19 protein-coding genes and 1 pseudogene are annotated in these 23,501 nt (G+C 72.5%); 9 read left to right on the top strand and 11 right to left on the bottom strand.

What is annotated here, in order from left to right; translation table 11 throughout:
* Positions 1-349: 349 nt before the first annotated feature.
* On the bottom strand, positions 350-751 hold the full coding sequence (locus MCHT01_RS20485) for a 2Fe-2S iron-sulfur cluster-binding protein (protein ID WP_084453107.1): 402 nt from the start codon (positions 749-751) through the stop codon (positions 350-352).
* Positions 752-785: 34 nt separating this feature from the next.
* Here MCHT01_RS20485 and MCHT01_RS20480 point away from each other — a divergent pair, with 34 nt between their 5' ends.
* The 5 genes and pseudogenes from MCHT01_RS20480 (at position 786) to MCHT01_RS20460 (ending at position 7,579) form a co-directional block, all read left to right on the top strand.
* Positions 786-2,702 (top strand): M3 family metallopeptidase, encoded by a 1,917-nt coding sequence (locus tag MCHT01_RS20480; protein ID WP_067068009.1) that lies wholly within the window; start codon positions 786-788, stop codon positions 2,700-2,702.
* Positions 2,703-2,908: 206 nt separating this feature from the next.
* Complete coding sequence (locus MCHT01_RS20475) at positions 2,909-3,463, top strand: M48 family metallopeptidase (protein ID WP_067068007.1); 555 nt, start codon at positions 2,909-2,911, stop codon at positions 3,461-3,463.
* 251 nt (positions 3,464-3,714) lie between these two features.
* Positions 3,715-4,665: pseudogene (locus MCHT01_RS20470) on the top strand (tRNA dihydrouridine synthase); the annotation flags it as partial.
* Positions 4,666-4,901: 236 nt separating this feature from the next.
* Positions 4,902-7,229, top strand: a complete 2,328-nt coding sequence (locus tag MCHT01_RS20465) for an alpha/beta fold hydrolase (RefSeq protein WP_067068004.1) — start codon at positions 4,902-4,904, stop codon at positions 7,227-7,229.
* Positions 7,230-7,234: 5 nt separating this feature from the next.
* Entirely contained in the window at positions 7,235-7,579 is a 345-nt protein-coding gene (locus tag MCHT01_RS20460) for a translation initiation factor Sui1 (protein ID WP_067068002.1), read from the top strand.
* Positions 7,580-7,660: 81 nt separating this feature from the next.
* Here MCHT01_RS20460 and MCHT01_RS20455 read toward each other — a convergent pair whose 3' ends face one another.
* Positions 7,661-7,939, bottom strand: coding sequence for a DUF4242 domain-containing protein (locus MCHT01_RS20455; RefSeq protein ID WP_067067999.1), 279 nt, complete (start codon positions 7,937-7,939; stop codon positions 7,661-7,663).
* Positions 7,940-8,082: 143 nt separating this feature from the next.
* Here MCHT01_RS20455 and MCHT01_RS20450 point away from each other — a divergent pair, with 143 nt between their 5' ends.
* From MCHT01_RS20450 to MCHT01_RS20440, 3 genes are all read left to right on the top strand, one after another.
* The gene (locus tag MCHT01_RS20450) at positions 8,083-10,902 is read left to right on the top strand and encodes an ATP-binding protein (RefSeq protein ID WP_067067997.1); all 2,820 of its coding nucleotides are present in this window, start codon (positions 8,083-8,085) and stop codon (positions 10,900-10,902) included.
* Positions 10,903-10,931: 29 nt separating this feature from the next.
* Positions 10,932-11,990 (top strand): MerR family transcriptional regulator, encoded by a 1,059-nt coding sequence (locus tag MCHT01_RS20445; RefSeq protein ID WP_067067995.1) that lies wholly within the window; start codon positions 10,932-10,934, stop codon positions 11,988-11,990.
* Positions 11,991-12,157: 167 nt separating this feature from the next.
* Complete coding sequence (locus MCHT01_RS20440; RefSeq protein WP_245643475.1) at positions 12,158-12,406, top strand: hypothetical protein; 249 nt, start codon at positions 12,158-12,160, stop codon at positions 12,404-12,406.
* A 39-nt stretch (positions 12,407-12,445) separates the two neighbouring features.
* On the opposite strand, the gene MCHT01_RS20435 is transcribed toward MCHT01_RS20440, so the two are convergent.
* A complete protein-coding gene (locus MCHT01_RS20435; protein WP_084453101.1) occupies positions 12,446-13,057 on the bottom strand; it encodes a DinB family protein in 612 nt (203 codons plus the stop codon).
* Between the two features lie 70 nt (positions 13,058-13,127).
* Between MCHT01_RS20435 and MCHT01_RS20430 the strand changes: the two genes are divergently transcribed.
* A complete protein-coding gene (locus MCHT01_RS20430) occupies positions 13,128-13,373 on the top strand; it encodes a DUF3297 family protein (protein ID WP_067067993.1) in 246 nt (81 codons plus the stop codon).
* A 15-nt stretch (positions 13,374-13,388) separates the two neighbouring features.
* Here the strand turns inward: MCHT01_RS20430 and MCHT01_RS20425 are convergent, their stop codons facing one another.
* The 8 genes from MCHT01_RS20425 to MCHT01_RS26430 form a co-directional block, all read right to left on the bottom strand.
* The gene (locus MCHT01_RS20425; protein ID WP_067067990.1) at positions 13,389-14,771 is read right to left on the bottom strand and encodes a sensor histidine kinase; all 1,383 of its coding nucleotides are present in this window, start codon (positions 14,769-14,771) and stop codon (positions 13,389-13,391) included.
* Positions 14,771-16,117: a sigma-54-dependent transcriptional regulator gene (locus tag MCHT01_RS20420; RefSeq protein ID WP_067067988.1), complete on the bottom strand. Its 1,347-nt coding sequence runs from the start codon at positions 16,115-16,117 to the stop codon at positions 14,771-14,773. The genes MCHT01_RS20425 and MCHT01_RS20420 overlap by 1 nt, the downstream gene beginning before the upstream one ends.
* A gap of 105 nt (positions 16,118-16,222) precedes the next feature.
* Positions 16,223-17,455 carry an ABC transporter permease gene (locus MCHT01_RS20415; protein WP_067067985.1) on the bottom strand — a complete coding sequence of 411 codons (1,233 nt, stop codon included), beginning with the start codon at positions 17,453-17,455 and terminating at the stop codon, positions 16,223-16,225.
* Positions 17,456-17,471: 16 nt separating this feature from the next.
* Positions 17,472-18,785 (bottom strand): ABC transporter permease, encoded by a 1,314-nt coding sequence (locus MCHT01_RS20410; protein ID WP_067067984.1) that lies wholly within the window; start codon positions 18,783-18,785, stop codon positions 17,472-17,474.
* Positions 18,786-18,801: 16 nt separating this feature from the next.
* Complete coding sequence (locus MCHT01_RS20405) at positions 18,802-20,361, bottom strand: TolC family outer membrane protein (RefSeq protein WP_084453082.1); 1,560 nt, start codon at positions 20,359-20,361, stop codon at positions 18,802-18,804.
* Between the two features lie 22 nt (positions 20,362-20,383).
* Positions 20,384-21,106: an ABC transporter ATP-binding protein gene (locus MCHT01_RS20400; RefSeq protein ID WP_067067973.1), complete on the bottom strand. Its 723-nt coding sequence runs from the start codon at positions 21,104-21,106 to the stop codon at positions 20,384-20,386.
* An 87-nt stretch (positions 21,107-21,193) separates the two neighbouring features.
* Entirely contained in the window at positions 21,194-22,462 is a 1,269-nt protein-coding gene (locus MCHT01_RS20395) for an efflux RND transporter periplasmic adaptor subunit (RefSeq protein ID WP_067067970.1), read from the bottom strand.
* Positions 22,463-22,785: 323 nt separating this feature from the next.
* Positions 22,786-23,448 carry a hypothetical protein gene (locus MCHT01_RS26430; protein ID WP_148661635.1) on the bottom strand — a complete coding sequence of 221 codons (663 nt, stop codon included), beginning with the start codon at positions 23,446-23,448 and terminating at the stop codon, positions 22,786-22,788.
* Between the last annotated feature and the right edge of the window lie 53 nt (positions 23,449-23,501).

Genomic DNA, 23,501 nt, shown 5'->3' with positions numbered 1-23,501 from the left:
AGGTCGGGCCGGCCCGTCAACGGGTCGGCCCCGACATGTTTGTTGAACGGACAGAATGCTGCCTGCTCCGGGTTAATCCTGATCGAGGGAACAAGGGGGGAAGCTGTGAACTACGGCGCGGAAGGCGGGACCGCGTACCCGTAGCGACTCATCCGCCCCACGCTCGCGCCAGCGCGCGAAGACCCTCTCCCCAGCCCTCTCCCGCAAGCGGGCGAGGGGGCCGTCCAGCGCGATGCTTGTTCACTCCCTCTCCCGCAAGCGGGCGAGGGGGCCGTCCAGCGTGATGCTTGTTCACTCGCTCTCCTGCAAGCGGGCGAGGGAGTGACTCGGGGCGACGCGCGGCGCCGTATTACTCCCTCTCCCGCGGGGCGGGAGAGGGCAGGGGAGAGGGTGGGAGCGCGGCAGTACCCCCCACTGCGCCCGGCGGCACCGGGACCTCGAACAGATTGATCGCCTGCGGCTGATCCAGCACCAGGTCGGTGCGGGCGCATGCCACGCAGGGCAGGATCCAGCCCTCGTCCTTCTCCTCGCGGGACAGCCCCGGCCACTCGACCTGGTACTCGACGCGGCCCGACACCAGCCGGGCGATGCAGGCGCGGCAGGTGCCGTTGCGGCAGGAGTGCGGCAGGCGCAGGCCGTGGTCCAGCGCGGCCAGCAGCAGCGACTGGTCGACGGGCGCGTCGAAGCGCCAGCCCTGGGGCTGGAGCTCGACGATGAAACTGGGGCAGGGCGGGTCGCTGTCGTCACGCATGGCCGCCATGATGCCTGTGCGCTAAGCTCGCCCGATGGCTTCGACACCGATCTCCGCGGCATCCGCCCCGCTCGCCGCCGCGCGGGCCTTCTTCGACCGGCTGAATCACGACTACGTCACGGTCCACAAGCGCAAGGAGGACCTGTTCTGGGCCACCTACATGGCCACGAGCGAGGACCACGAGGGCTTCGGCCGCGCCGAGACCGACTACAAGGCCTTCATCTCCGACCCCGCGCGCCTGGCCGACACGCGCGCCCATCTCGCCGCGGTCATGGCCGCGCCGGCATCGAACGAGCGCGAGGCGCTGACCCACGGCCTGCGCGGCTGGCTGGGCGTGTTCGAGGCCAACATCATCGACAGCGACGAGGGCCGCCGCCTGATGGCCGATCTGATCGAGGCCGAGCGCCTCCTCTTCGCCAGGCGCAAGGACTACGCGCCGACGCACATCAACGATCGCGGCGAGCGGGAGCCCGCGACGCTGACCATGCTGTCGACCAACCTGGGCACCAATCCGGACGAGGCGCGCCGCCGCAGCTCCTACGAGGCCCTGCACGACCTGGAGCGCTGGGTGCTGGAGAACGGCTTCCTGGAGATCGTCGCGCTGCGCAACCGGCTGGCGCGGGCGCTGGGCTTCAGTGACTACTTCGAGATGAAGCTGCGCAAGAACGAGCGCATGAGCAGGCAGCAGCTCTTCGACATCCTCGACGACTTCACCGCCCGCACCGAGGCCGCGCAGCGTCGCGCGCACGACGCGCTCGTCGCGACGCACGGCGCCGACGCGCTCGAGCCCTGGAACCTGCGCTTCCACAGCGCCGGCGACGTGACGCGGCGCATGGATCCGTACATGCCCTTCGGCCCCGCGCTGCGCCGCTGGGTGAGCAGCTTCCGCCGACTGGGCATCCAGTACCGTGGCGCGACGCTGCGGCTGGACCTGCTGCAGCGGCCGGGCAAGTACCAGAACGGGTTCTGCCACGGGCCGCTGCCGACCTGGATCGACGAGCGCGGCCACTGGCATCCGGGCGAGATCAACTTCACCGCCGAGGCCAAGCCCGATCAGGTCGGCAGCGGCGCGCGCGCGATGCTGACGCTGTTCCACGAAGGTGGCCATGCGGCGCACTTCGCCAACGTGGCGCAGAACTCGCCCTGCTTCTCGCAGGAGTTCGCGCCGACCTCGATGGCCTATGCGGAGACGCAGTCCATGTTCTGCGACAGCCTGCTGGGCGATGCGGACTGGCTCAAGCGCTACGCCCGCACGGTCGATGGCGAGGCCATTCCGGATGCGCTGATCCGCGACCGCATCGCCGCGACGCAGCCGATGCGTGCGTTCGACGAGCGGGCCATCGCGGCGGTCCCCTACTTCGAGGCCGCGCTGTACGCGATGTCCGACGACGAGCGCACGCCCGAGGCGGTGCTGGCCCTGGCCCGCGCGACGGAGCGCCGCATCCTGGGCGTGGACCGCGCGCCGCGCCCCCTCCTGGCGATCCCGCATCTGTTGAATCAGGAGTCGGCGGCGTCGTACCAGGGCTACCTGCTGGCGCACATGGCGGTCTATCAGACGCGGGCCTTCTTCCTGCGGCGGGATGGCTACCTCACCGACAACCCCGCCATCGGGCCGGCGCTGGCGGAGCACTACTGGGCGCCGGGCAACAGCATCGATCACGACGCGACGCTGCGTCGCCTCACGGGCGAGGGCTTCAGCGCGCGATATCTGGCCGAGGCCTGCGACGAGACCGTCGAGCAGTGCTGGGCCGCGGCGCGGGATCTGCTGGAGGCGTCGGCGCGACGCGGCGAGCGGACCGATGACGGCTTGCCGCTGGACGCGCGCGTGCTGGTGGTCCATGGGGACGAGGTGCTGGCCGACAACGAGGGCGGCGGCGAGGACGCGATGTTCGCGCGCTTCGAGGGATGGGTCGCGCGACACTACCCAGCACCGGCCATGGCCGCGGGCTGAGCGCTGCGACGGCCCTCACCCCCGCCCTCTCCCGCGCAGCGGGAGAGGGGGCTGCCACCGCGCAGGCGTTCTCGTTGAGGGGCCGTTCTTGATGTCCCAATGTCCCAATGTCTCGATGTCTCGATGTCTCGATGTCTCGATGTCTCGATGTCTTGATGTCTTGATGTCTTGATGGAGATCGGGGCCCTGTTGTCGAAGTTGTTCCCATGAAGTATCTCCAGGGCTATTCGCCCGCGCTCATCGAGCAGGCGCAGCGGCTGCTCGACGACGGCGAGCTCGGCCCGCTGATCGCGCGCAAGTATCCCGAGGCGCACGAGGTCCGCAGCGACAAGGCGCTGTTCGACTACACCCAGGAGCTCAAGCAGCGCTTCATGCGCAACGCCGGTCCGCTCGCGCTGGTCCGTTACGACGCCAAGCTCAAGGTGATCCAGCACGCGCTGGGCACGAACACCCGCCAGACGGTGGTCCACGGCAACAAGCTCAAGTCGCGCCGCGAGATCCGCGTCGCCACGCTGTTCCGCGAGGCGCCCGAGGCCTTCCTGCGCATGATCGTGGTGCATGAGCTCGCGCATCTCAAGGAGATGGACCACGACAAGGCCTTCTATGCGCTGTGCCATCACATGGAGCCGTCCTATGGCCAGCTCGAGTTCGACTTGAGGCTGTGGCTCAGCGTGCGCGACGCCGAGGAGAAGCGGCTCAAGCGGGAAGGCGACGCCCCCGCGAGCACCGACGACGGCGGCCCGCCTGAAGGCGCCCGCTGATCCGACGCGTCAGCGAAACAACCCGGGCGCTGAGCGCCCGATTCATGACCTTGCCACTTTTTTGAGCACGGTAGAGGATCTCCTTTGAGATCAACGGCTTGCGCGATTCCTGCGCAGGCTGTGCACGCGCTTATCCACAGTCGGTGTGGACGATCCGCTATGCTCTCGCGTTTCCCGCCGCCGCTTGTTCACAGGCCGCGCGCCACGAGCGCCGCGATCCTGGGACGCGCCCCTCGCTCACCTTGCCTCCGATGATTCTTCTGGCGCCCATGGAGGGCCTGCTGGACCACATGCTGCGCGACACGCTCACCCGTGTCGGCGGCGTGGACCGCTGCGTCTCCGAGTTCATCCGCGTCACCGACCAGCTGCTGCCGGCCCGCGTGTTCAAACGCATCGTGCCGGAGCTGCTCAACGGCAGCCGCACGCACGCCGGCGTGCCGGTGCGGGCGCAGCTGCTGGGCTCGGACCCACCGTGCCTGGCCGAGAACGCCGCGCGCCTGGCCGAGCTCGGCCCGGAGGGCATCGACCTCAATTTCGGCTGCCCGGCCAAGACGGTGAACCGCCATCGCGGCGGCGCCGTGCTGCTCGACGAACCCGAGCTGGTCGGCGAGATCGTCGGCGCCGTGCGCCGCGCGGTGCCCGCCCACGTACCGGTGTCCGCCAAGATGCGGCTGGGCAACGAGGACCGCGAGCGCATGCTCGATTGCGCGCGCGCCATCGAGGCCGCGGGCGCGTCGGAACTGGTCGTGCACGGCCGCACCAAGCGCGACGGCTACAAGCCGCCGGCCTTCTGGGACCAGATCGCCGTGATCCGCGAGGCCGTGGGCGTCGAGGTGGTCGCCAACGGCGAGGTGTGGACCGTCGAGGACGCGCTGCGATGCCTGCGCGAGTCGGGCTGCCGCTCGCTGATGCTGGGGCGCGGCATGGTCGCGAATCCGGGACTGGCGCTCGCGGTGCGCGCCGCGCTGGGCCGGGACGTGCCGGGGCAGGGCGCGACGCCGCTGCCCTGGAGCGACGTGATCCCGCTCATGGAGCGCTTCTTCGCGCAAGTGCGCCGCAAGGTCGCGACCAAGCACCAGGCCGGCCGGCTCAAGCAATGGCTCCACTACCTGCGCCGCCACTATCCCGAGGCCGAGGAGACCTACCAGCGCGTGCGCACGATCAATGCGCCGGACCTGCTGGCGATGACCCTCTTCGGCCAGACGCTGGATCCGACACTCGACGCCGCAAGGACCACCGGCGAGGCCGATGACATCGAGGATCACGCCGATCACGCCGACCACGCCGATGTCGCGCCCGTCGACGCCTTCAACGCCTGCGAGAGCGACCTCGACACCGATCCTTCCGCCGATGCCGATGCCGATGCCGGGGGCGCAGTCCCGACCGCGCCCGGTGCCCCTGCCCCTTCACGACAAGACAGCGACACGCTGATCGCCGCATGACCGCTTACCGATTGACCCCGCGCCTGGTGACCCTCGCCGCCGCGCTGGCCCCGCTGTTCCCGATGGCCGCGACCGTGGCCATGAAGTCGCCCAAGCCGACGCCGCTGGTCGCCACGACCGCCGCTGCCCATGGCGCGGGCGCCGGCGACGTGACGCCGCTGTCGCTGGAGCGCGTCTTCGCCGATCCACCGCTGCAAGGCCGCTTGACCCGCCAGGCGGAGATCTCGCCCGATGGCGCCTGGGTCAGCTACCTCCGTCCGTCGGCCTCCGACAGCGATCAGCTCGAGCTGTGGGCCCAGCCCGCGGCCGGCGGCGCGCCACGCAAGCTGGTGTCGGCGCCCGACGTGCTGGGCGGCCGCAGCCAGCAGCTGACCGAGGCCGAGCGCATGGCGCTGGAGCGCAAGCGCATCTCGCAGGGCGGCATCACCAGCTATCAGTGGTGCGGTCCCTCCGGCAAGACGCTGCTGTTCCCGCTGTCGGGCGATCTCTACCTGGTCCGTCTGACCGAGCAGGGCCCCAAGGCCCAGCGCCTCACGAACGACGAGCAGGTGCCCGAGCAGGACCCGAGCTGCTCGCCCGACGGCAGCCGCATCGCCTACGTCAAGGGCGGCGAGCTGTGGGTGCAGCCGCTCGACGCCTCGGGCTCGCCGCGCGTGCTGACCAAGGGCGCGAGCGACACCGTGAGCTGGGGCCTGGCCGAGTTCATCGCCGCCGAGGAACTCAGCCGTCAGCGCGGCTACTGGTGGTCGCCGGACGGCCGGCAGCTGCTGGCGCTGCGCGTCGACGAGAGCGAGGTCCCGGTCAAGACGCGCGCGCAGATCTTCTCGGACCGCACGACGATGACGCAGCAGCGCTATCCGGGGGCCGGCGAGAAGAACGCCCGCGTGAGCGCCTGGACGCTGCAGGTCGACGACGGCCGCGCGACGCCGCTGCCGCTGGCCGCCGATGCCGAATACGTCGCGCGCGCCGGCTGGTTCGGCGACGGCACGCCCTGGCTGCAGACCTTGACGCGCGACCAGCGCCAGCTGACCCTGACCGAGTACGCCAACGGCCTGGGCCGCACGGTGACCGAGGAGCGCGATGCCGCCTGGGTCGAGGTGCATGACGACCTGATGGAGATCGACGGCCTGCAACTGTCCGGGCAGCCGGCGCTGCTGTGGTCGAGCGAGGCCTCGGGCCGCCGCCAGCTGCTGCTGCTGGACCGCCGCACCGGCGCGCGCCGCCCGCTGACGAACGAGCCGGAGCCGGTCGCCCATCGCATCTGCACCGACGGCAAGACCGTGGTCTACGCGGCGGCCCGCGATCGCGGCCGCTCGCGCGAGCTCTTCGCCATCGACCTGGCCGGCAACAGCCGCGCGCTCGACGGCGCCCAGGCGCGCCAATGGCGCGACGCCCGCGGCGACGGCGACTGCGGCCAGCTGCTGGTCACGCGCGGCGCCTGGGGCGAGCCACCGGCGCTGTCGCTGCAGTCGGTGAAGGCGGGGGCTCAGCCCGTGGCGCTGCCGGGTGACGCGCCGGACGCGCTGCTCGCGCGCATCCTGCCGACCCCGCAGGTGGTGGACATCACCGCCGCCGACGGCCGCACGCCGCTGAACGCGCTGTACTTCGCGCCGCTGGACGGCAAGGCCGGTCCGCACCCCGTGATCACCATGGCCTACGGCGGCCCGGGCACGTCGACGACCAACTGGAACTGGAACCGCGACACCGCGCTGATCGCCTACTGGCAGCGTCGCGGCTATGGCGTGTTCACGCTGGACACGCGCGGCATGCAGAACCGCGATCGCGCCTTCACGCGCGCGCACCACGAGGCCTTCGGCGTCGTGGACGTGGGCGATCTCTTCGCCGCGGTGCGTCAGCTGCCCAAGCAGGTCGCGGGCGTGGATCCCAAGCGCATCGGCTTCTTCGGCTGGTCCTACGGCGGCTTCCTGGCCGAGCGCGCGATGCTGGACGCGGACACGCCGCTGGCCGCCGCGGTCGCCGTCGCGCCGCCCACGGACTGGACGCTCTACGACACCGCCTACACCGAGCGCTATCTGGGCCTGCCGCAGGACGGCAAGGGCGGCCAGACGCTGGCCTATCGCCAGGCCAACCTGGTGGCGCGCGCGGCGCAATTGGAGAAGCCGCTGCTGATCGTGCACGGCACGGCCGACGACAACGTGCTGTTCGAGCACACGCTGCGCATGACCGAGGCGCTGCAGAACGTCTCCAAGCCCTTCGACCTGATGATCTATCCTGGCAAGGCGCACGGCATCGCCGGCCGTGGCGCCAAGCTGCACCTGTATCGCACCATCGACGCGTTCTTCGCGCGTGAACTGAGGCCCTGAACGCCATGGCACTGGTCTATTCCACGGAGGGCGGCCGCACCTGCCCGAAATGCCGTCAGGCGCAGGCGGACTGCCGTTGCGCGGCGCAGGCCGCGTCGGCGGTGCTGGGCGACGGCAAGGTGCGCGTGCGGCGCGAGACGGCCGGCCGCAAGGGCAAGGGCGTGACGGTGGTGCTGGGCCTGCCGCTGACGCTGGCCGAGCTGACCGAGACGGGCAAGAAGCTCAAGGCCGCCTGCGGCACCGGCGGGACCGTCAAGGACGGCACCATCGAGATCCAGGGCGATCATCTGGAGAAGGTGATGGCCTGGCTGACGCAGGCGGGCTACGCGCCGAAGAAGGCGGGCGGCTGAGGCCCGGGCCGCGCGGGCCGTCGGGAGACGGCGCGCCGCGGCGGGTTCGCGCGCGGGCGGGCCGGGACGGGCCCGGACAGGTCAGGCCGACTCGGCGGTCGTCGGGTCGATGACCCGGTGGATGCGGGAGATCCGGTCCGCCGGGAAGCCGCCGATCCTGGCGTGCTCGCGGATCAGCGCCTCGCTGGGGGCGATGTAGACGCAGTAGAGCTTGTCGTCGGTGACGTAGCTCTGCAGCCACTGGATGGACGGACCGAGGTCGGTCAGCACGCCGCAGGACTTCTGCGACACCGCTTGCAGGTCGGCGGCGGAGAGCGCGCCGGCACCGGGGATGTCGCGCTCGATGACGTATTTGGGCATGATCGGCTCCTTGTTGATCGGTTGTCGCGGACCGGTCCGCGGTGGTGGACCGGCCTGACGTCATGCTCGCCGCAGCGCCCGCGGCCGTCCTTTAATCCGCATGAAATCGGCCTGAAATCGGCTCGGGCCGCGTGCCCACGCCCATGCCCGATCCACGCGCCAGCGGTCTGTCCGCCCCCGGCTCCGCCGGCGGAGCGCCCGTGGAGGCGTCGCGCGGGAGCGCCGGGAACGCCGGGAACGCCGGGAACGCGCCGCGCGCCTCGACGGCCCTCCGCGAGGGCGACCCGCTTCCCGACGTCCAGTACCGCTTCGGCGAGTTCAAGCTGCTCCCCGCGGAGCGCCTGCTGTTCCGGCACGGCGCCACGGTCGCGCTGACGGCGCGCGCGTTCCGGCTGCTGGTGGCGCTCGTCGCGCACGGCGGCCGGTTGCTGTCCAAGGACGAGCTGATGCGGCGTGTCTGGCCTGGGGTCGTGGTCGAGGAGAACAACCTCGCGGTGCAGATCGCCGCGCTGCGCAAGGCGCTCGGGTCGCGGGCCATCGTGACGATCGCGGGCTGCGGCTATCGCTTCGCGCTGCCGGTGGCGGAGGTCGCCGACCCGGCCGCGCCCGGCGGGGTGCGCGCGGGCAACCTGCCGGTGCGTCTGCCGCCGCTGATCGGTCGCGTCGAGGAACTGGCCGAGCTCACCCGCCTGCACGCCGAGGCGCCGCTGGTGACGCTGTGCGGCGAGGCCGGCGTCGGCAAGACGCGACTGGCGCAGGCCATGGCGACGGCGGTGCGGGACCGGCATCCCGACGGCGTCTGGTGGGTGGACCTGGCCGCGCTGCCGCCGCGCAGCGACGTGACCGCGGCAGTCGCCCGGACGCTGGGCCTGAGCCTGGGCGAGGACCCGGCGAAGGGTGCGGCCCCTCCGGCGACGCACAGCGCCGCGAATGGCGAGGTCGATGGCGATGCCGCGACCCCCAGGAACGGCACGACCCTGGACGCGCTGATCGCGCGCCTGGCGCCGGCGGCGCTGCTGCTGGTGCTGGACAACGCCGAGCACCTCGTCGACGAGACCGGTCCGGTCGCCGATGCCCTGGTGCGGGCGACGCCGCGCGTGACGGTGCTGGTCACGAGCCAGCTGCCGCTGCACGTGGACGGGGAGCGGCTGATGCGGCTCGCGCCGCTGCCGGTCGAGGACGCGATGAGCCTGCTGGCCGAGCGCGCCGGCCTGAGCCCACGGGACGAGGGCGCCGCCGAACACACCAGCCTGGGCGACCGGGGCGATGCCGTCGCCGGGCGCACCGGTTCACGCGATTGGGAGGATGCCGTCGCCGGGCGCGCCGGCTCACGCGATTGGGACGATGCCGCCGCCGAGCGCATCTGCCGCCGGCTGGACGGCAATCCGCTCGCGATCCAGCTGGCGGCCGCGCGGGTGCACGCGCTGGGCCTGGACGGGCTGGAGGCTCGCCTCCCGCAGCGGCTGACGCTGCTGGCCCCCGGCGATCCGCAGCGCGCGACGCGGCGCAACGCGCTGGCGGCGGCGCTGGCCTGGTCCTGCGACCTGCTGTCGGAGCGCGAGCGGCTGGTACTGCGGCGCCTGGGCGTCTTCCCGGCGAGCTTCTCGCTGGAGGGCGCGGCGCTGGTGCTGGCCGACGACCTGCTGCCGGCGGCCCGCGTGATCGAGACGGTGCTGGCGCTGGACGATCGCTCGCTGGTCAGCGTGGAGCCGGTGACGCCGCGACGCCTGCGCCTGCTGGAGACGATGAGGATCTTCGCGCGCGAGCAGATGGACGCCGCCGGCGAGACCGAGGCGATGCGGGCGCGCTGGTGCCGCGGCCTGCGCTGGCTCTTCGACGAGGCCTACGGCGAGCACTGGCGCCTGCCGCAGGCCGCCTGGCGGGCCCGCTACGAGCCGGAGCTCGTCGCCCTGTGGCCCGCGCTGGAGACGGCGCTGGACCTCGCGCCGATGGAGGCGGTGGCGCTGTTCGCGTCGTCCTGGCCGGCCTGGGTGCTGGGCGAGGCCCAGGACCGCGCGCGGGCGATCGCGCCGAAGCTGGTCGCGCTGGTCGACGAGCATCCGGAGCCGGCGGTGCGGGCGCGCTTCTGGGAGGCGATGGCGCGCGGGCACGCGGTCGACCATCCGGCGACGGCGCGCGACGCCGCGACGCGGGCGGCGGCGCTGCACCGCGAGCTCGGCGACCGACGCGGCGAGTATCTGGCGCTGGTCGAGCTGGCCTTCAACTGGCGGGTCGACGGCGACGTGGCGCGCGAGGCCCTGGACCGGGCGCGCGCGCTGGAGGAGGCGGACTGGCCGGCGGCGGTGCTGGAGCGCGGCTGGTCCACCGAGGCGACGCTCAGCACCAGCGGTGGCGATCCGGACGGCGCGCGCCGCGCCTTCGAGGCCGCGGTGGCGGTGAGCCGGCGCGACGGGCACGACACCGGCATTGATCGCGGCCTGGCCAACCTGGCCGACCTCGCGCGCGTGGACGGCCGGGTCGACGATGCGATCCGCGAGGGCGAGGCCCTGCGGGCCCGGATGGCGCGCGCGGCGCCGACGGCGCTCAACGCGGTGGTGCTGACCAACCTGATCGGCGCGCTGCTGGAGCGCGGCGACGCGGCCCGGGCGCGCGAGGTCGCCGACGAATGCGCGCGGCGGCTGGGTCCGCTGCTCTTCGACACCTGCGTCTGGACGGCGCTCGACACGCTGGGGCGCCTGCATCTGAGCGAAGGCGCGATCGAGACCGCGGCCCGCCTGGCCGGCGCCTCGGACCGAGCGTTCCGCGAGCACGGCCAAGCGCGGCGCCAGCCCAACGAGGCCCGCGACCGGGCGGTGATCGACGCGACCCTGGCCGACCTCGACCCGGCGCGGCGCGCGGTGCTTCTGGAGGAGGGCGGCCGCCTGGACGAGATCGCCGCGCTGCGGCTCGCGTTCGGCCTGACGCCGGGCTTGACCCGGCCCCAGGGGCCGGCCGGAACATGAGGACTTCGCGCACTGAGAATCTCCCGACCATGTCCCATCCGAACGATCCCCGCGAGCCCGACGAATCCAAGGAACCCGACGGGTTCCTGCGAGCTGCTGGAGCGGCCAGACGCCTGGGCGTCTCGGTCAAGGCGCTGCGGTTGTACGAAGCGCATGGCCTGCTGCGCCCGGCGCGATCGCAAGCCGGGTATCGACTCTATGGACCCGAGGACCTGCGCCGTGCGCGCGACATCGTCGGCTTGCGCGCGCTCGGCCTGGGCCTGGCGCAGGTGGGGCGCGCGATCGCCGGCGATGCCGATGCACTCGATGCGGCGCTGGCGCGGCGCGAGGCCGAGCTCGGGACCGAGTTTCACGGGCTGCGGACGTCGGTCGAGCGCCTGCGCGCCTTGCGCGAGAGGCTCGCCCGGGGTCACGTCCTGCCCGACGGCGAGCTGCAGCGGGCGCTCGGCGCCGAGACAGCCGCGGCGACGGTGACCTTCGATCTCCCATGGCCCTGGGCCGGCGAGCGCTTCGAGCTGATGGACATCGGCCAGCTGATGTATCTGGTGGGGCCCTTGGGCAGCGGCAAGACGCGGCTGGCGCATCGGCTCGCCCAGCGCCTCCCGGAAGCGATGCTGCTGGGTCCGGAGCGATTCGAGGGCGACGCCTTGGATCGGGCGTGGTCGGGCCTCGCCGACGAGGAGCGCCAGGCGGTGCAATCGCATCGGGGCTGGCTGGTGGAGGAGGGCGCGACGGACAGCGTGGCGCTGCGCCTGCTGCTGATCGCCCTCGAGGCCTCCGGTGGCCGACGGTCGCTGGTGATCGACATGATCGAGGATGGCCTGGACCGTGCCACGCAGGAGACGCTGATGCCTTGGCTGCGCCGCCGCGTCCGCGCCCGCGCGGCGCCCGTGGTCGCGATGACGCGCTCGTCGTCGATCCTGGACCTGTCGCGGGTCGGACCTGGCGAGACCATCCTGCTGTGCCCCGCCAACCACGCGATGCCGCGGCTGGTCGCGCCCCACGCCGCCGCGCCGGGTTACGAAACGCTCTGCTCGTGCCTGGCGACGCCGGAAGCGCGGGCTCGCCTGGTTCGGGCGCCTGCCTGAAGGGCGGCCGAGCCAGGCCCCCTCGCGTCCGCGCACCATGACGCAGGTGAGGGGGATCCGTCGAAACAGCGGGCGAAATCGAGACGTATGCACGCATGGCGGGGGGGACCGAGGTCTAAGGTGGATTCATCGGGTCCGACCTCCCCACGGGCCCGCGGAGTCCCTCCATGAGCCCCTCTCAATTCAGCGCGCTCCAGGGCGCCTCACCGGTGCGCGTCAGCCTGTGCCGCGACCGCTTCCTGCTGCGCTTCGAGTCCCTGTTCCATCCCGGACGCGGACTGTCCTTCCCCTGCGACGAGTTCGGTCACGTCGCACTGGATCAGCTCAGCGATCACGCGCGGGAGAACTACCTGTTCGCCCGCGCCGTCGTCGGCCACGAGTACGCGACGCCGGTGGTCCAGCGCTGCGACGAGTGAGCGCCTCGTCCCCGCGGTCGAGGCCCGGTCCAGGCCTCCTCAGCGCGGGATCGCGGCGGCGTCGTGCCGCCCCAGCACCCACTGCAGCCCCGCGAGGTGCTGCTGGTCGTGGCTGCACAGGTAGTGCACCAGCGCCTTGAAGGTCAGCGGGCCGTAGCCCTCGAAGCGCGCCCGGCGCTGGAGCTGCGCCGGCGTGACCGTCGCGAGCATCGCCAGCGTCTCGCGCCGCGCGGCCGCGAAGGCGGCCAGCGCGCGCGCGGGATCGTCCTCGCCGTAGCGGCGGTCGCGCGCCAGCTGGTCCGTGTCCAGCGACACCAGCAGCGGATCCTCCTCGGTCAGCGTGCGCCGGATGCGCCGCTGATAGCCGTCGATCTCGATGTCCCGCACGTGGCACAGCTGCTCGATGGCGGTCAGCGGCTCGCTGGGCACGCCGTCCCAGGAGGCCGGTGCCCAGTGACGGGCGTCGACCGGGAACAGCGCGAAATGCGCCGCCAGCAGGCGCGGGAAGGCGGCCAGCGCCTCCAGCGTCACGGGATCGACGGCGGAACCCGAGGGCGCGGTGAGCGGATCGGCGCTCAGCTCGGCCAGCACGCGGGCGAAGGAATCGGCGGCGGCATCGGCGGCGGCCGTTGAATCAGCGATGGCGTTCATGCGGCGCATGTTAGGCCGCGCGAGTGCGGGACAATGCGCGTTTTCCGAATTACCCCAGCGTGACCCGTCCATGAGCGACTCCACCCGCCCCGAACTCCCCGACCACCTGTCCGTCGACCCGCGCAGCCCGCATCACGTGGCCGCCGTGTTCGAGCACGACATCGGCATCCTCTTCAACGGCAAGGAACGCCGCGACGTCGAGGAATACTGCATCTCCGAAGGCTGGATCAAGGTGCCGGCCGGCCGCACGCTGGACCGCAAGGGCCAGCCGATGATGATCAAGCTCAAGGGCAAGGTCGAGGCCTTCTACAAGTGAGGCCCGGGCCGCGGCTCAGCCCCGCGGCCAGCTGATGGCGACCCACAGGCCGCCCCCCTCGCGATTGCCCATCGCGATGCGGCCCCCATGCTTCTCGACGATCTCGCGCGCCAGCGCCAGGCCCAGGCCGGTGCCGCTGCGCTTGGTCGAGTAGAACGGCAGCAGCGCCTGCGACAGCTGCGTCTCGGTCATCCCCGGCCCCCGGTCGGCGACCTCGATCCGCCAGTCCTCGCGCGGCGCGCTGACCGTCAGCGTCACGTCCTCCTCGGCCCCGCCGGACTCGTGCGCGTTCTTCAGCAGGTTGATCAGCGCCTGCTCCATCTGCGCCGCGTCGAACTGCCCGGGCGAGGCCGGCAGCTCGCCCACCAGCCGGAAGCGCTGGTGCGCGCCCAGCGTCTCGACGAAGGGCCGCCAGTCGACGCGCGCCGGCACCGGGGCCGGCAGCTTGGCGAAGCGCGCATACCCCGACAGGAACTCATGCAGATGCCGCGCGCGGTCGCCGATGCTGGCGAACACGCCGGGCACGCGCTCGTGCTGGCCGCGCCGCGCCAGCTCCGCGCCGCTGTGCGCCAGCGACGAGATCGGCGCCAGCGAGTTGTTGAGCTCATGGCTGATCACGCGGATCACGCGCTTCCAACTGGCGACCTCCTGCCGTGACAGCTCGCGCGTCATGCGCCGCAGCAGCCGCAGCCGGTGCGGCTGCCCCTGCAGGCGGAAGTCCCGCATCGACAGGTGGTAGCGCTCCTCCTGCCCGTCCAGCATCACGCTGAACAGCCCGTCCTGCGCGCCGGCGAAGGCCTGGCGCAGGTCGTCCGGCGCGTCGCGCAGCACCTCGTCGAGCGATCTGCCGGCCAGGCTGCGGCCCTGGTCCATCAGCTGCCGCGCGGCGATGTTGGCGTAGGCGATGCGCTCCTGCGCGTCGGTCAGCACCAGCGCCACGGGGGTGTTCTGCACCACGGTGTCGAGCAGCAGCTCGCGCTGGGCCAGGTGACGGCGCTGCTCGCGCAGGGCCAGGCCCAGCTCGCTGTGCAGCCGCATCAGGGTGGACAGCTCCGACAACCCGCCCGGGGCCTCGCCGACGATGGCGCTGCCGAACTCGCCGTCGCGATAGCTCAGGACCGTGCTCTCCAGCGCGCGCAGCAGCCGCATCAGCGGGGCGAGCAGGGCGCTCGCCAGCGCCCAGGCGATCGGCAGCAGCAGCGCGAAGGTCAGCGCCAGCGCGGCCAGGCTCCAGTGCTCCGGCGCGGCCAGCCCCAGGGACTGCAGCAGCGCCGGGATGGGCCACACCGTCAGCCAGGCATGGATGAGCAGCCCCAGCGCCGCCGCGGCCACCAGGAAGAGCGCCAACCGCAGCCGCAGCGATCGGCGCCAGCCCGCGTGCCCCGGCAGCGCGCCCATCAGGCGTCCAGCCCGTAGCGTTCCATGCGCCGGTACAGCGCCTGACGCGACAGCCCCAGCGATTGCGCCGCGCGGCTGACCACGCCCGACGCGGCCTCCAGCGCGGCCAGCACCACCTCGCGGCTGGGCTCGTCCAGGTTGCGCGTGCCCGCGCCGCCGTGCATCGCGTGCGCGGCCGGCAGCGCGAGGTCGGCCTCGCTGATCAGGCGCGCCGGCGCGAGCAGCGCGGCGCGTTCGATCGCGTTCTTGAGCTCGCGCACGTTGCCGGGCCAGGGATAGGCCAGCAGCGCCTCGCGGGCGTCGTCGCTCAGCGTCGCGCGGCCGGCCAGGAAGAACTCGGCCAGCGGCAGGATGTCCTGCGGCCGCTCGGCCAGTCCGGGCAGCGCCACCTCGATGACGTTGAGGCGGTAGTACAGGTCCTCGCGGAAGGTCCCGGCGCGCACCATGGCGCGCAGGTCCGCGTTGGTCGCGGAGATCACCCGCACCGTCGTCTGCCGCGTGCGGCTCGAGCCCAGCCGCTCGAAGCGGCCCGTCTCCAGCACCCGCAGCAGCTTGACCTGACCGGCCAGCGGCAGGTTGCCGATCTCGTCCAGGAACAGGGTGCCGCCGTCGGCCGTCTCGAAGCGGCCCTCGCGCGCCCGCGCCGCGCCGGTGTAGGCGCCGCTGTCGGCGCCGAAGAGCTCGGCCTCGATCAGGTCGCCCGGCAACGCGCCGCAGTTGACCGCGACGAAGGCGCCGTCGGCGACGGCGGAGTTCTCGTGCACGATGGCCGCGATGCGCTCCTTGCCGCTCCCGTTGGGCCCGGTGATCAGCACCGGCGCCGACGAGCGCGCGACCTGGCAGGCCAGCTCCACGCAGCGCAGCAGGGCGGGGGACTCGGCGACCAGACCGTCGAGGCGGTAGCGGCGGCGCAGATCGTCGCGGCGCTGGCGATGCTCGTGGCGGGCCTGGCGCAGCTCGCGGTTGTTCTCGCCCAGCTCCAGCAGGTTCTCGACCGTCGCCAGCAGCTTGGTGTCGTCCCAGGGCTTGGCCAGGTAGTCGGCCGCGCCGGCCTTGACCAGCGCCACGGCCTGCTCCAACTGCGTCCATGCGGTGAGCAGGATGATGGGCAGGTCGGGGTGGCGGCCGCGGAGCTGGTGGAAGAGCGCGCGGCCTTCCGCGCCGGAGGTCGTGTCCGCGCTGAAGTTCATGTCCTGGATCACCAGGTCCACGCGGCGCTCGGCCAGCCTCGCCAGGCCTTCCTCGGGCGAGGCCGCGACCAGCGGCTCGATGTCGTGCAGCGAGAGCAGCAGCGACAGCGCCTCGCCGACGCCGGCGTGGTCATCGATGATCAGGACGGTTCTCATGGGCAGCGCAGCATAGCAAGGGCGTGACGCCCGGCCGGGCGTCATGTCGGGACATGCGCGCGGACCGGGCGCCGGAGGGAGAGGCGCGGCATCCGCCGCGCCGGTTCAGCCGCCGCGCAGGGCGGCCACCGGGGGCAGCGCCGCGGCGCGCCGCGCCGGGGCGAAGACCGCGATCTGGCCCAGCGTCCACAGCACGAGGGCGCCCACCGGCAGGTAGACGAAGGGCAGGCGCGGCAGCTCGTAATGCGACATCAGCAGCAGGCTGATCCCGTACGCGCCGATCATCCCCAGCGCGATGCCGGCGGTGGACAGCAGCAGGTTCTCGGTCTGGAAGTAGCGCAGGATCTGGCCGCGCGTGGCGCCCAGCGCGCGCCGCGTGCCGATCATCCGCGTGCGCTGCTGCACCCAGAAGCTGGCCAAGCCGACGATGCCGAAGGCCGTCACGATCAGCAGGCCCACGCACACGCCCGCCAGCAGCAGCACCATGGAGCGGTCCTGGCGGTAGTAGCCCTCGCGCAGCTGCAGCAGGGTGTCCTGGTCGCGGGCCACGCGGCGCAGGCCGGGGCTGTTGGCCAGCAGCTTGGCGACCGCGGCCTTGAGCACCCCCTCCGTGTTCGCGCCCGGCGCGACGCGGATCAGGAAGGTGCCGCCGCGGAAGCTGGGCTGCACCGGCATCAGCATGGTGTGCAGCGTGTTCTCGTCCTGCGAGCCCGGGTTGGGCGAGGGCAGCTCGGCCAGCACGCCGACGACGCGTTGCGGCTGGTCGCCGTAGACGTAGATGCCCTTGCCCAGGGCCGATTCACCGGGCCACAGCCGATCCGCCATGCGCTTGTTGATGATCACCGCCGGCACGCGCGGGTTGGGGTTGTTGTCCAGGCTGGAGCCCGGCACGAACTCCTCGGGCAGGAAGTCGCGCCCCTCGATCAGCTTGAGCCCCATGGTCTTGATCAGGCCCGGGCCGGCCGTGTAGTGGCCCGCCACCACGCGGCTGCGGGCCTGCTCGCCGGGCTCGATGCGCACGCCGGAGTTGTTTGAGTTGCGCCCGTACGGGTACTGGTTGGTCAGCGTCGCCGAGGCCACGCCCGGCACCTGCATCAGCGCGGCCAGGTCGGCCTGGGTCTGCGGCTCGGGGTTCTCGACCCGGGCCATGCTCGACAGCGACAGCGAGATCAGCTCCGACTCGGCCATGCCGGTGTCGGCGCTGATGCGCTCGATCCGCTGGAAGATCAGGAACAGCGCGTTGCAGACGATGGCGCAGGTCAGCGCGATCTGCAGCACGATCAGGCCGGCCGCGGTCTTGTGACGCTTGAGCGTCGAGAGGATAGGGAGGATGTCCATCGATGTCTCCTTGCGCTCACTGCGTCTTGAGCTGGATGGCGGGCGTGATCTGGCAGGCGCGCCAGGCGGGCAGCAGCCCCGCGAGCACGCTGGCCAGCAAGGACACGCCCAGCGTGGTGCCCAGCATGGTCCAGTCCAGTTGCGCCAGCTGCGCGTAGTCGGACGGGTTGCGGCGCACGACCCACAGGCCGACCCAGGTCAGCGCCAGCCCCAGCAAGCCGCCGGCCACGCCCAGGCTGCCGGCCTCCACCAGGAACTGCAGGAAGATCTGCGAGCGCGGCGCGCCCAGCGCGCGCCGCACGCCGATCTCGCCGCTGCGGCGCAGGCACTTGGCCAGCAGCAGGCCGACGGTGTTGGTCAGGCAGACCACCAGGAAGCCGAACGCCAGCCAGACCTGCAGCTTGATGTCGCTGGGCACGACCTTGCGCAGGCTCAGCCAGTCCATGACCGCGGTCAGCTTGGGGTTGGGCGGGCGCTCGAAGCGGCCGGCCTGGCGCTGCTGCTCGGAGTACTGCACCAGGTAGTTGCGGTAGTCCGCCACCTGCTGCGGCGTGTCCAGCTGCACCCAGTACTGGAGCCAGGCGCAGGGCGTGTTGAGCGCGCGCGGATCCTGGCCGTCCGACCGGCCCCAGCAGTTCATGTTGCCGGAGGCGCCGAAGCGCAGGCCCAGCGAGGTCGCCAGCGGCAGGTAGACGTCCGCGGCCTTGGCGTAGGAGCCAAGCGTCAGGTCGAAGTAGTGCGGGGCGGGGCGCCAGGGCTTGAGCACGCCGATCACGGTGAAGTCCTTGTCGCGCAGGCGCAGCGTCTTGCCGCGGCTGTCCTGGCCGCCGAAGAGCTTGTCGTTGAGCTCGCTGGAGATCACCGCCACGCGCGCCTCCGAGGTGTCGTCGGCGGCGGTCCAGCCCTGGCCGAAGCGGAAGCCGGGCTCGAACATCGCGAAGAAGTCGGCCGAGGCGTAGCGCGCGCCAGTGAAGAAGGGGGGCTGCGCCGCGTCGCCCGATCCGGCCGGATCGACCGCGATGAAGGAGCCCGTCATCGCCACCTGGTGCACGGCGCGCTTGGCGCGCAGCAGCGTCTCGGCGTCGAAGCGCGTGAGCTGCAGCTCGGGCTCGTCGCCCGGCTTCCATTCGCGCGCGGATTCCGCGTCCAGCTGCACGTTGAAGAGCCGGCCGCTCTTGTGCGGGATCGGGTCGCCGGACATGACGTGGAACAGCGTCAGCGTCGTCATGCAGGCGGCCACGCCCATCGCGATGGACAGCAGCATCAGCACCGTCAGCCCGCGGTGCGCGCGGAAGGCCCGGAAGCCCAGTTCGAGGTAGTAGGTCAGCATGTCAGGTCCTCCGGGCTCAGCGAGCGAGACGGGCGGTGGTGAGGGCAGGGGCCAGGGCCGCGGACGACGTCGACGGCGCGGTCGAGGCCGACGTGGACGTCGGGAGCGAGGCCGATGACGACATCGGCGGCGCCGTCGGCGGCGCGGCGGGCGGCGCCACCAGCAGCGTGTTCACGGCCGCGAGTTGCGGCTCGGCCAGCGCGCCGGCGGCCTGCTGCAGCAGCAGCTTGGACAGCACGTAGCGGTGGCGCGCCTGTTCCCAGGCGTTGCGGGCATTGCTCTGCGTCTGGATGGCCAGCAGCAGGTCGGTCATCGTGCGCGCGCCCAGGTCCAGGCCGCTGCGGGTGGAGGTCAGGGCCTTCTCCGCCGCCTGCACCGCGGCGCCGGCCGTGCGCATCTGGCTGAGCGCCGACAGCACCGACTGGTACTGCGCCTGCGTCTCGCGGGTCATCGCGCGGCGCGCGCCCTCGAGGTCGTCGCGCAGTTGCTCGCGCTGGTAGATGGCCTGGCGCTTCTGCGACTCGACCGCGCCGCCCGCGAAGATCGGGATGGTCAGCTTCAGGCCGATGGTCGAGTTGTAGCGGCCCGCGTCCTGCGGCGCGACCGCGTTGCCCGCCAAGCGCTGGCCGTCGAGGCCCAGGCTCAGCGTCGGCAGGTGCGCCGCGCGCGCGGCGGCGACGCGCTGGTCGCTCGCCGTCACGCCCAGCGCCGCGGCCTGCAGCGAGGGGTTGTCGCGCAGCGCCTGCGTGACCCAGGCCTCGGGATCGGCGGGATCGGGCATCAGCATGGCCAGCTCGGGCGCGAGGGGCTTGAGCTCGCCCGGCATGCGGCCGGTGATCTGCGCCAGCGCCTGACGCGCGTCGGCCAGGTCCTCGCGGACGGCCGCGGTGTTGCCGCGGGCCAGCTCGTAGTAGGCGCGGGCCTGCTCGACGTCCAGGGAGGCCGACAGCTGCGCCTCGAAGCGCGACTGCGCCTGCGCGACCTGCTGGCCGTACACGTCCTCGATGGCCTGCGCCGTCTGCAGCGTTGCCTGCGCGGTCAGCACGCCGAAGTAGGCGCGCGCGACGCGGGCGCAGAGATCGGCCTCGGCGGCGCGCACGCGCGCGTCCTCGGCGTCGACCAGCGTGCGCGCGGCATCCCAGCCGCGCAGCTTGCTCAGGTCCACCAGCACTTGGCTGAGGCTGTGCGTGAGCTGGTGCTGACGCGTGCCGTCGTCCTGGTTGCGCAGCTCAGAGAGCTGGGCGCTCCACTGCGGCAGCAGCGCCGCGCGCGCCTGCACGGCGAGCTCGCCCTGCTGACCGCGCACGGCGCGCGCGCCGGCCAGCACGGGATCGGCCGAGCGGGCCAGGTCGTAGATCTCGAGCAGGTCCTCGGCCTGCGCCGCGGCCGGGAAGCAGCAGCCCGCGCACACCAGCGCGACGGCGGCGATCAGCGACAGCGACGGCAGCCGCGAGCGGCGCCGCGACGCGGACGGCGCGCCCGCGGGCATCGCGCTCGCCGAGGTCGAGTCCGCCGTCGAGGCGCCGCCTGGACGGGCGGCGCCGGCCGATCGCGAGGAAGGGAAGGGCACTCTCATGATGTCCTTGTGGGGCGCGCGATCAGACCGCGGCGGGCGAGGCGGCGCGCAGCATCGCGGCGTCCATGTGCAGCTCGGCGGCGATGTCGACGACCTGGCCGTCGATCACGTGCACGTTGCGCTGCGCGCGCGCGGCCAGCTGCGGATCGTGGGTGACCATCACGATGGTGGCGCCGTCGCGGTGCAGCTCCTCCAGCAGGTCCATCACGCTGCGCGCCATCGCGCTGTCCAGGTTGCCGGTCGGCTCGTCGGCGAGCAGCAGGCGCGGCTCCCCGGCCAGCGCGCGGGCGATGGCCACGCGCTGCTGCTGGCCGCCCGACAGCTCGGCCGGGTAGTGGCGCTCGCGCGCCGACAGGCCGACGCGGGCCAGCGCCTCGCGGGCGCGGCGCTGGCGCTCGGCGGCCTTCATGCCCCGGTAGCGCAGCGGCACCTCGATGTTGTCCAGGACGTTCAGGTCCGGGATCAGGTTGAAGGCCTGGAAGATGAAGCCGATCTTCTCGTTGCGCATGCGCGAGCGCTGCGTGTCGTTCATCCCGCTGACATCGACGCCGTCGAGCTCGTAGCGGCCGCCGGTGAAGGCTTCCAGCAGACCGGCGATGGTCAGGAAGGTGGTCTTGCCCGAGCCCGAGGGGCCGGTCACGGCGACGAACTCGCCCTCGCGCACCTCGAGGTTGAACTCGCGCAGGGCGTAGGTCTCGATCATCTCGGTGCGATAGACCTTGGACAGCGATTGCATCTTGAGCATGGGTTTCCTCGCGGCGTCGGTGGAGGGGACGGGGTGGATGGGGGAGTCGGTGGATCCGGAAGGGTCAGGTCTTGCCATGGCGCGGCGTCACGGGCTGAGCGTCACGCGCTCGGCGCCGTCGAAGGCCTGACCGCCGGAGACGACGACCTTGTCGCCCGGCTTCAGGCCCTCCAGCACCTCGACCTTGGACAGGCTCTGCGCGCCCAGGCGGATGGGGCGCCTGACCGCCTGGCCGTCCTCGACGACGTAGGCGAAACGGCCGCCGCCTTCCTCGACGAAGCTGCCGCGCGCGACGGTCAGCACCTTGTCGCGCTTGTCCAGCAGCACGCGCACGGACAGGCGCTGGTTCTGGCGCAGCTGGTCGGGCGTGGCGCCGTCGAAGCGGATGCGGGCGGCGACCTCGTTGTTCACGACCTCCGGCGAGACGGTGCTCACCAGGCCGCGCCACTGGCGGCCGTTGCCGGAGATCTCGCCGGGCATGCCGATGGCGAGGTCGCGGGCGAAGCTCTCGGGGACCTGCATCTGGACTTCCAGCGCCGTCAGGTCGACGACGGTCAGCAGCCCGGCGCCGGCGGCGACGTTGGCGCGCTCGGCCACCAGCAGCTGGCCGACCTGGCCGTCCACCGGCGAGCGCAGTTCCAGCTCGGCGACCTGGCGCTCCAGGTCCTGCACCAGCAGTTGCTGACGCTGCAGCGCCTGCTGCTTGGCCTGCAGCTCGAACTTGAGGCTGTCGTCCTTCAGGCCCAGGCCGGCCTCGGCGTGGGCGGCGGTGATGCGGGCCTTCTCCAGCGCGTCGCGCGCCTTCTCGACCTGCATGCCGGCGACGGCGCCGGCCTCGAAGGCCTTGGTCTGGCGGGCCAGGTCGTTGCGGGCGGTCTGCAGGTCGATGCCGGCGTTCTCGTAGGTGGAGCGCAGGGCGGCGCGTTGCTCGCGGCCGTCGACCTCGGCGCGCAGGGCTTCGGTGCGCAGCGCGTCGGCGTTGCTGCGTTCCTGGGCGAGCTTGGCGCGCAGGTCGGGGCTGTCGATCTCGCCCAGCAGCTGGTTCTTGGTGACCTTGTCGCCGGCCTTGACGCGCAGCACGAGGTTGCCGCCGTGCAGCGCGTAGACGGTGGGGCTCATCGCGGCGACGACCTTGCCCTCGCCGGCGACATCGCGCACCAGCGGGCCGATCTCGACGGCGGCGACGCCCAGGCGCGACAGGCTGACGGAGTTGCCGCTGCCCATCATCCGCTGCACGGCGGGCGCGGCGGCGAAGGCGGCGACCAGCAGCCCGGCGCCGGCCAGCGCCAGCCACAGGCGGCGGCGTCCATGCGAGCGTTCGAGCGGGCGGTCCTGGCCGGAGGTGTCGCGAATCATGAGGTGTCCGTGGGTGGTCGGAGTGGCGTCGGCTTCCAGGATCGCAAGCGCCGTGCCAGCCCGTGGAGGAGGGGATTTCCTTTTGAAATCAATGGCTTGATTGAAGGTTGGTGGCGCGGACGAGTGTCCGCGGACAGTCGGTCGGACAGACGCGGACAGCCCCGGACAAGCGCGGACGAACGCGGACGCCCCACGGATCTCCGTGGACAAGTCGGTCCCCCACTGGAACCCGTGTGTCGATCGCGCTTCGCTACTGGTCGAGGCAGATGCGCCGCCAAGCGGTCGGCGGAACACTGGCCGCTCGGTTTTCTCCCCCCTCAGCTTCAACTGGAGTTCTCGACATGGCTGGTTCCCGATTCCCGATGGCCCCCCGCGCGATCCGCGCGGCGGCGATGAACGCAAGGACGGTGCCGCTGCGCGATGGCGTCGCGGCGGCGATGCCCGAGGCGATGCTTCTCGCGGGCCCTGATGCGGTGCCTGATGCGCTGCCTGATGCGATGCAAGACCTGCCGCGCGAAGGGGCCGGCCTGCCGGACGCGGTCACCCTTGAAGATGCCCTCGGCGGTACGAGCCCGGCGGTCGACGCGGAAGCCTTCGACGATCCAGCCGCCACGGCGTCGGCCCCTGCGACGCCCGGCGGTGGATGGGTGGGCGCGGCGCTGGGCGGAGCAGCGGCCCTCGGGCTGCTGCTCGCGGGCGGCGGCGGCGGTGCCCGAAGCGGCGCCCTCGGTGTCGGGACGGATCCGCGTCCGTCCCCGACGCCTGTCGATCCCGGCGCATCCGGTGGCAGCGGGCCGCAGCCCGGCGCCGAAGGCGGGCAGGGCGCCCGGCCCGGTGACTCGGGCGAAGGCACGAGCGGCAGCGCTGGCGGCGGGGCCGGCGCAGGGAGCGTAGTCGGCACCGGCACCGGCACCGGCACCGGCATCGGTACCGGCACCGGTACTGGCACTGGTACCGGCACAGGCACAGGCACAGGCGGCGACCATCAGTCGGGCGCCTCGGGCGGCACGACGGGATCGAGCGGCTCGCACGGATCGAG

This window comes from Mitsuaria chitosanitabida ATCC BAA-476 = NBRC 102408 (assembly GCF_001598255.1).
GTDB lineage: Bacteria > Pseudomonadota > Gammaproteobacteria > Burkholderiales > Burkholderiaceae_C > Roseateles > Roseateles chitosanitabidus.
Note: the sequence above shows the minus strand (reverse complement) of the source record. Positions and strands in the feature narration are given on the sequence as shown.

What these genes read in the sequence shown, in the direction of transcription:
- MCHT01_RS20440 (WP_245643475.1), top strand. Translation starts at nt 12,158, where the DNA reads ATGAGCCCCTCTCAATTCAGCGCGCTCCAGGGCGCCTCACCGGTGCGC.
- MCHT01_RS20395 (WP_067067970.1), bottom strand. Translation starts at nt 22,462, where the DNA reads ATGATTCGCGACACCTCCGGCCAGGACCGCCCGCTCGAACGCTCGCAT.
- MCHT01_RS20455 (WP_067067999.1), bottom strand. Translation starts at nt 7,939, where the DNA reads ATGCCCAAATACGTCATCGAGCGCGACATCCCCGGTGCCGGCGCGCTC.
- MCHT01_RS20480 (WP_067068009.1), top strand. Translation starts at nt 786, where the DNA reads ATGGCTTCGACACCGATCTCCGCGGCATCCGCCCCGCTCGCCGCCGCG.
- MCHT01_RS20410 (WP_067067984.1), bottom strand. Translation starts at nt 18,785, where the DNA reads ATGCTGACCTACTACCTCGAACTGGGCTTCCGGGCCTTCCGCGCGCAC.
- MCHT01_RS20475 (WP_067068007.1), top strand. Translation starts at nt 2,909, where the DNA reads ATGAAGTATCTCCAGGGCTATTCGCCCGCGCTCATCGAGCAGGCGCAG.
- MCHT01_RS20450 (WP_067067997.1), top strand. Translation starts at nt 8,083, where the DNA reads ATGCCCGATCCACGCGCCAGCGGTCTGTCCGCCCCCGGCTCCGCCGGC.
- MCHT01_RS20415 (WP_067067985.1), bottom strand. Translation starts at nt 17,455, where the DNA reads ATGGACATCCTCCCTATCCTCTCGACGCTCAAGCGTCACAAGACCGCG.
- MCHT01_RS20460 (WP_067068002.1), top strand. Translation starts at nt 7,235, where the DNA reads ATGGCACTGGTCTATTCCACGGAGGGCGGCCGCACCTGCCCGAAATGC.
- MCHT01_RS20435 (WP_084453101.1), bottom strand. Translation starts at nt 13,057, where the DNA reads ATGAACGCCATCGCTGATTCAACGGCCGCCGCCGATGCCGCCGCCGAT.
- MCHT01_RS20420 (WP_067067988.1), bottom strand. Translation starts at nt 16,117, where the DNA reads ATGAGAACCGTCCTGATCATCGATGACCACGCCGGCGTCGGCGAGGCG.
- MCHT01_RS20425 (WP_067067990.1), bottom strand. Translation starts at nt 14,771, where the DNA reads ATGGGCGCGCTGCCGGGGCACGCGGGCTGGCGCCGATCGCTGCGGCTG.
- MCHT01_RS20400 (WP_067067973.1), bottom strand. Translation starts at nt 21,106, where the DNA reads ATGCTCAAGATGCAATCGCTGTCCAAGGTCTATCGCACCGAGATGATC.
- MCHT01_RS20405 (WP_084453082.1), bottom strand. Translation starts at nt 20,361, where the DNA reads ATGAGAGTGCCCTTCCCTTCCTCGCGATCGGCCGGCGCCGCCCGTCCA.
- MCHT01_RS20445 (WP_067067995.1), top strand. Translation starts at nt 10,932, where the DNA reads ATGTCCCATCCGAACGATCCCCGCGAGCCCGACGAATCCAAGGAACCC.
- MCHT01_RS26430 (WP_148661635.1), bottom strand. Translation starts at nt 23,448, where the DNA reads ATGGTCGCCGCCTGTGCCTGTGCCTGTGCCGGTACCAGTGCCAGTACC.
- MCHT01_RS20465 (WP_067068004.1), top strand. Translation starts at nt 4,902, where the DNA reads ATGACCGCTTACCGATTGACCCCGCGCCTGGTGACCCTCGCCGCCGCG.
- MCHT01_RS20430 (WP_067067993.1), top strand. Translation starts at nt 13,128, where the DNA reads ATGAGCGACTCCACCCGCCCCGAACTCCCCGACCACCTGTCCGTCGAC.
- MCHT01_RS20485 (WP_084453107.1), bottom strand. Translation starts at nt 751, where the DNA reads ATGCGTGACGACAGCGACCCGCCCTGCCCCAGTTTCATCGTCGAGCTC.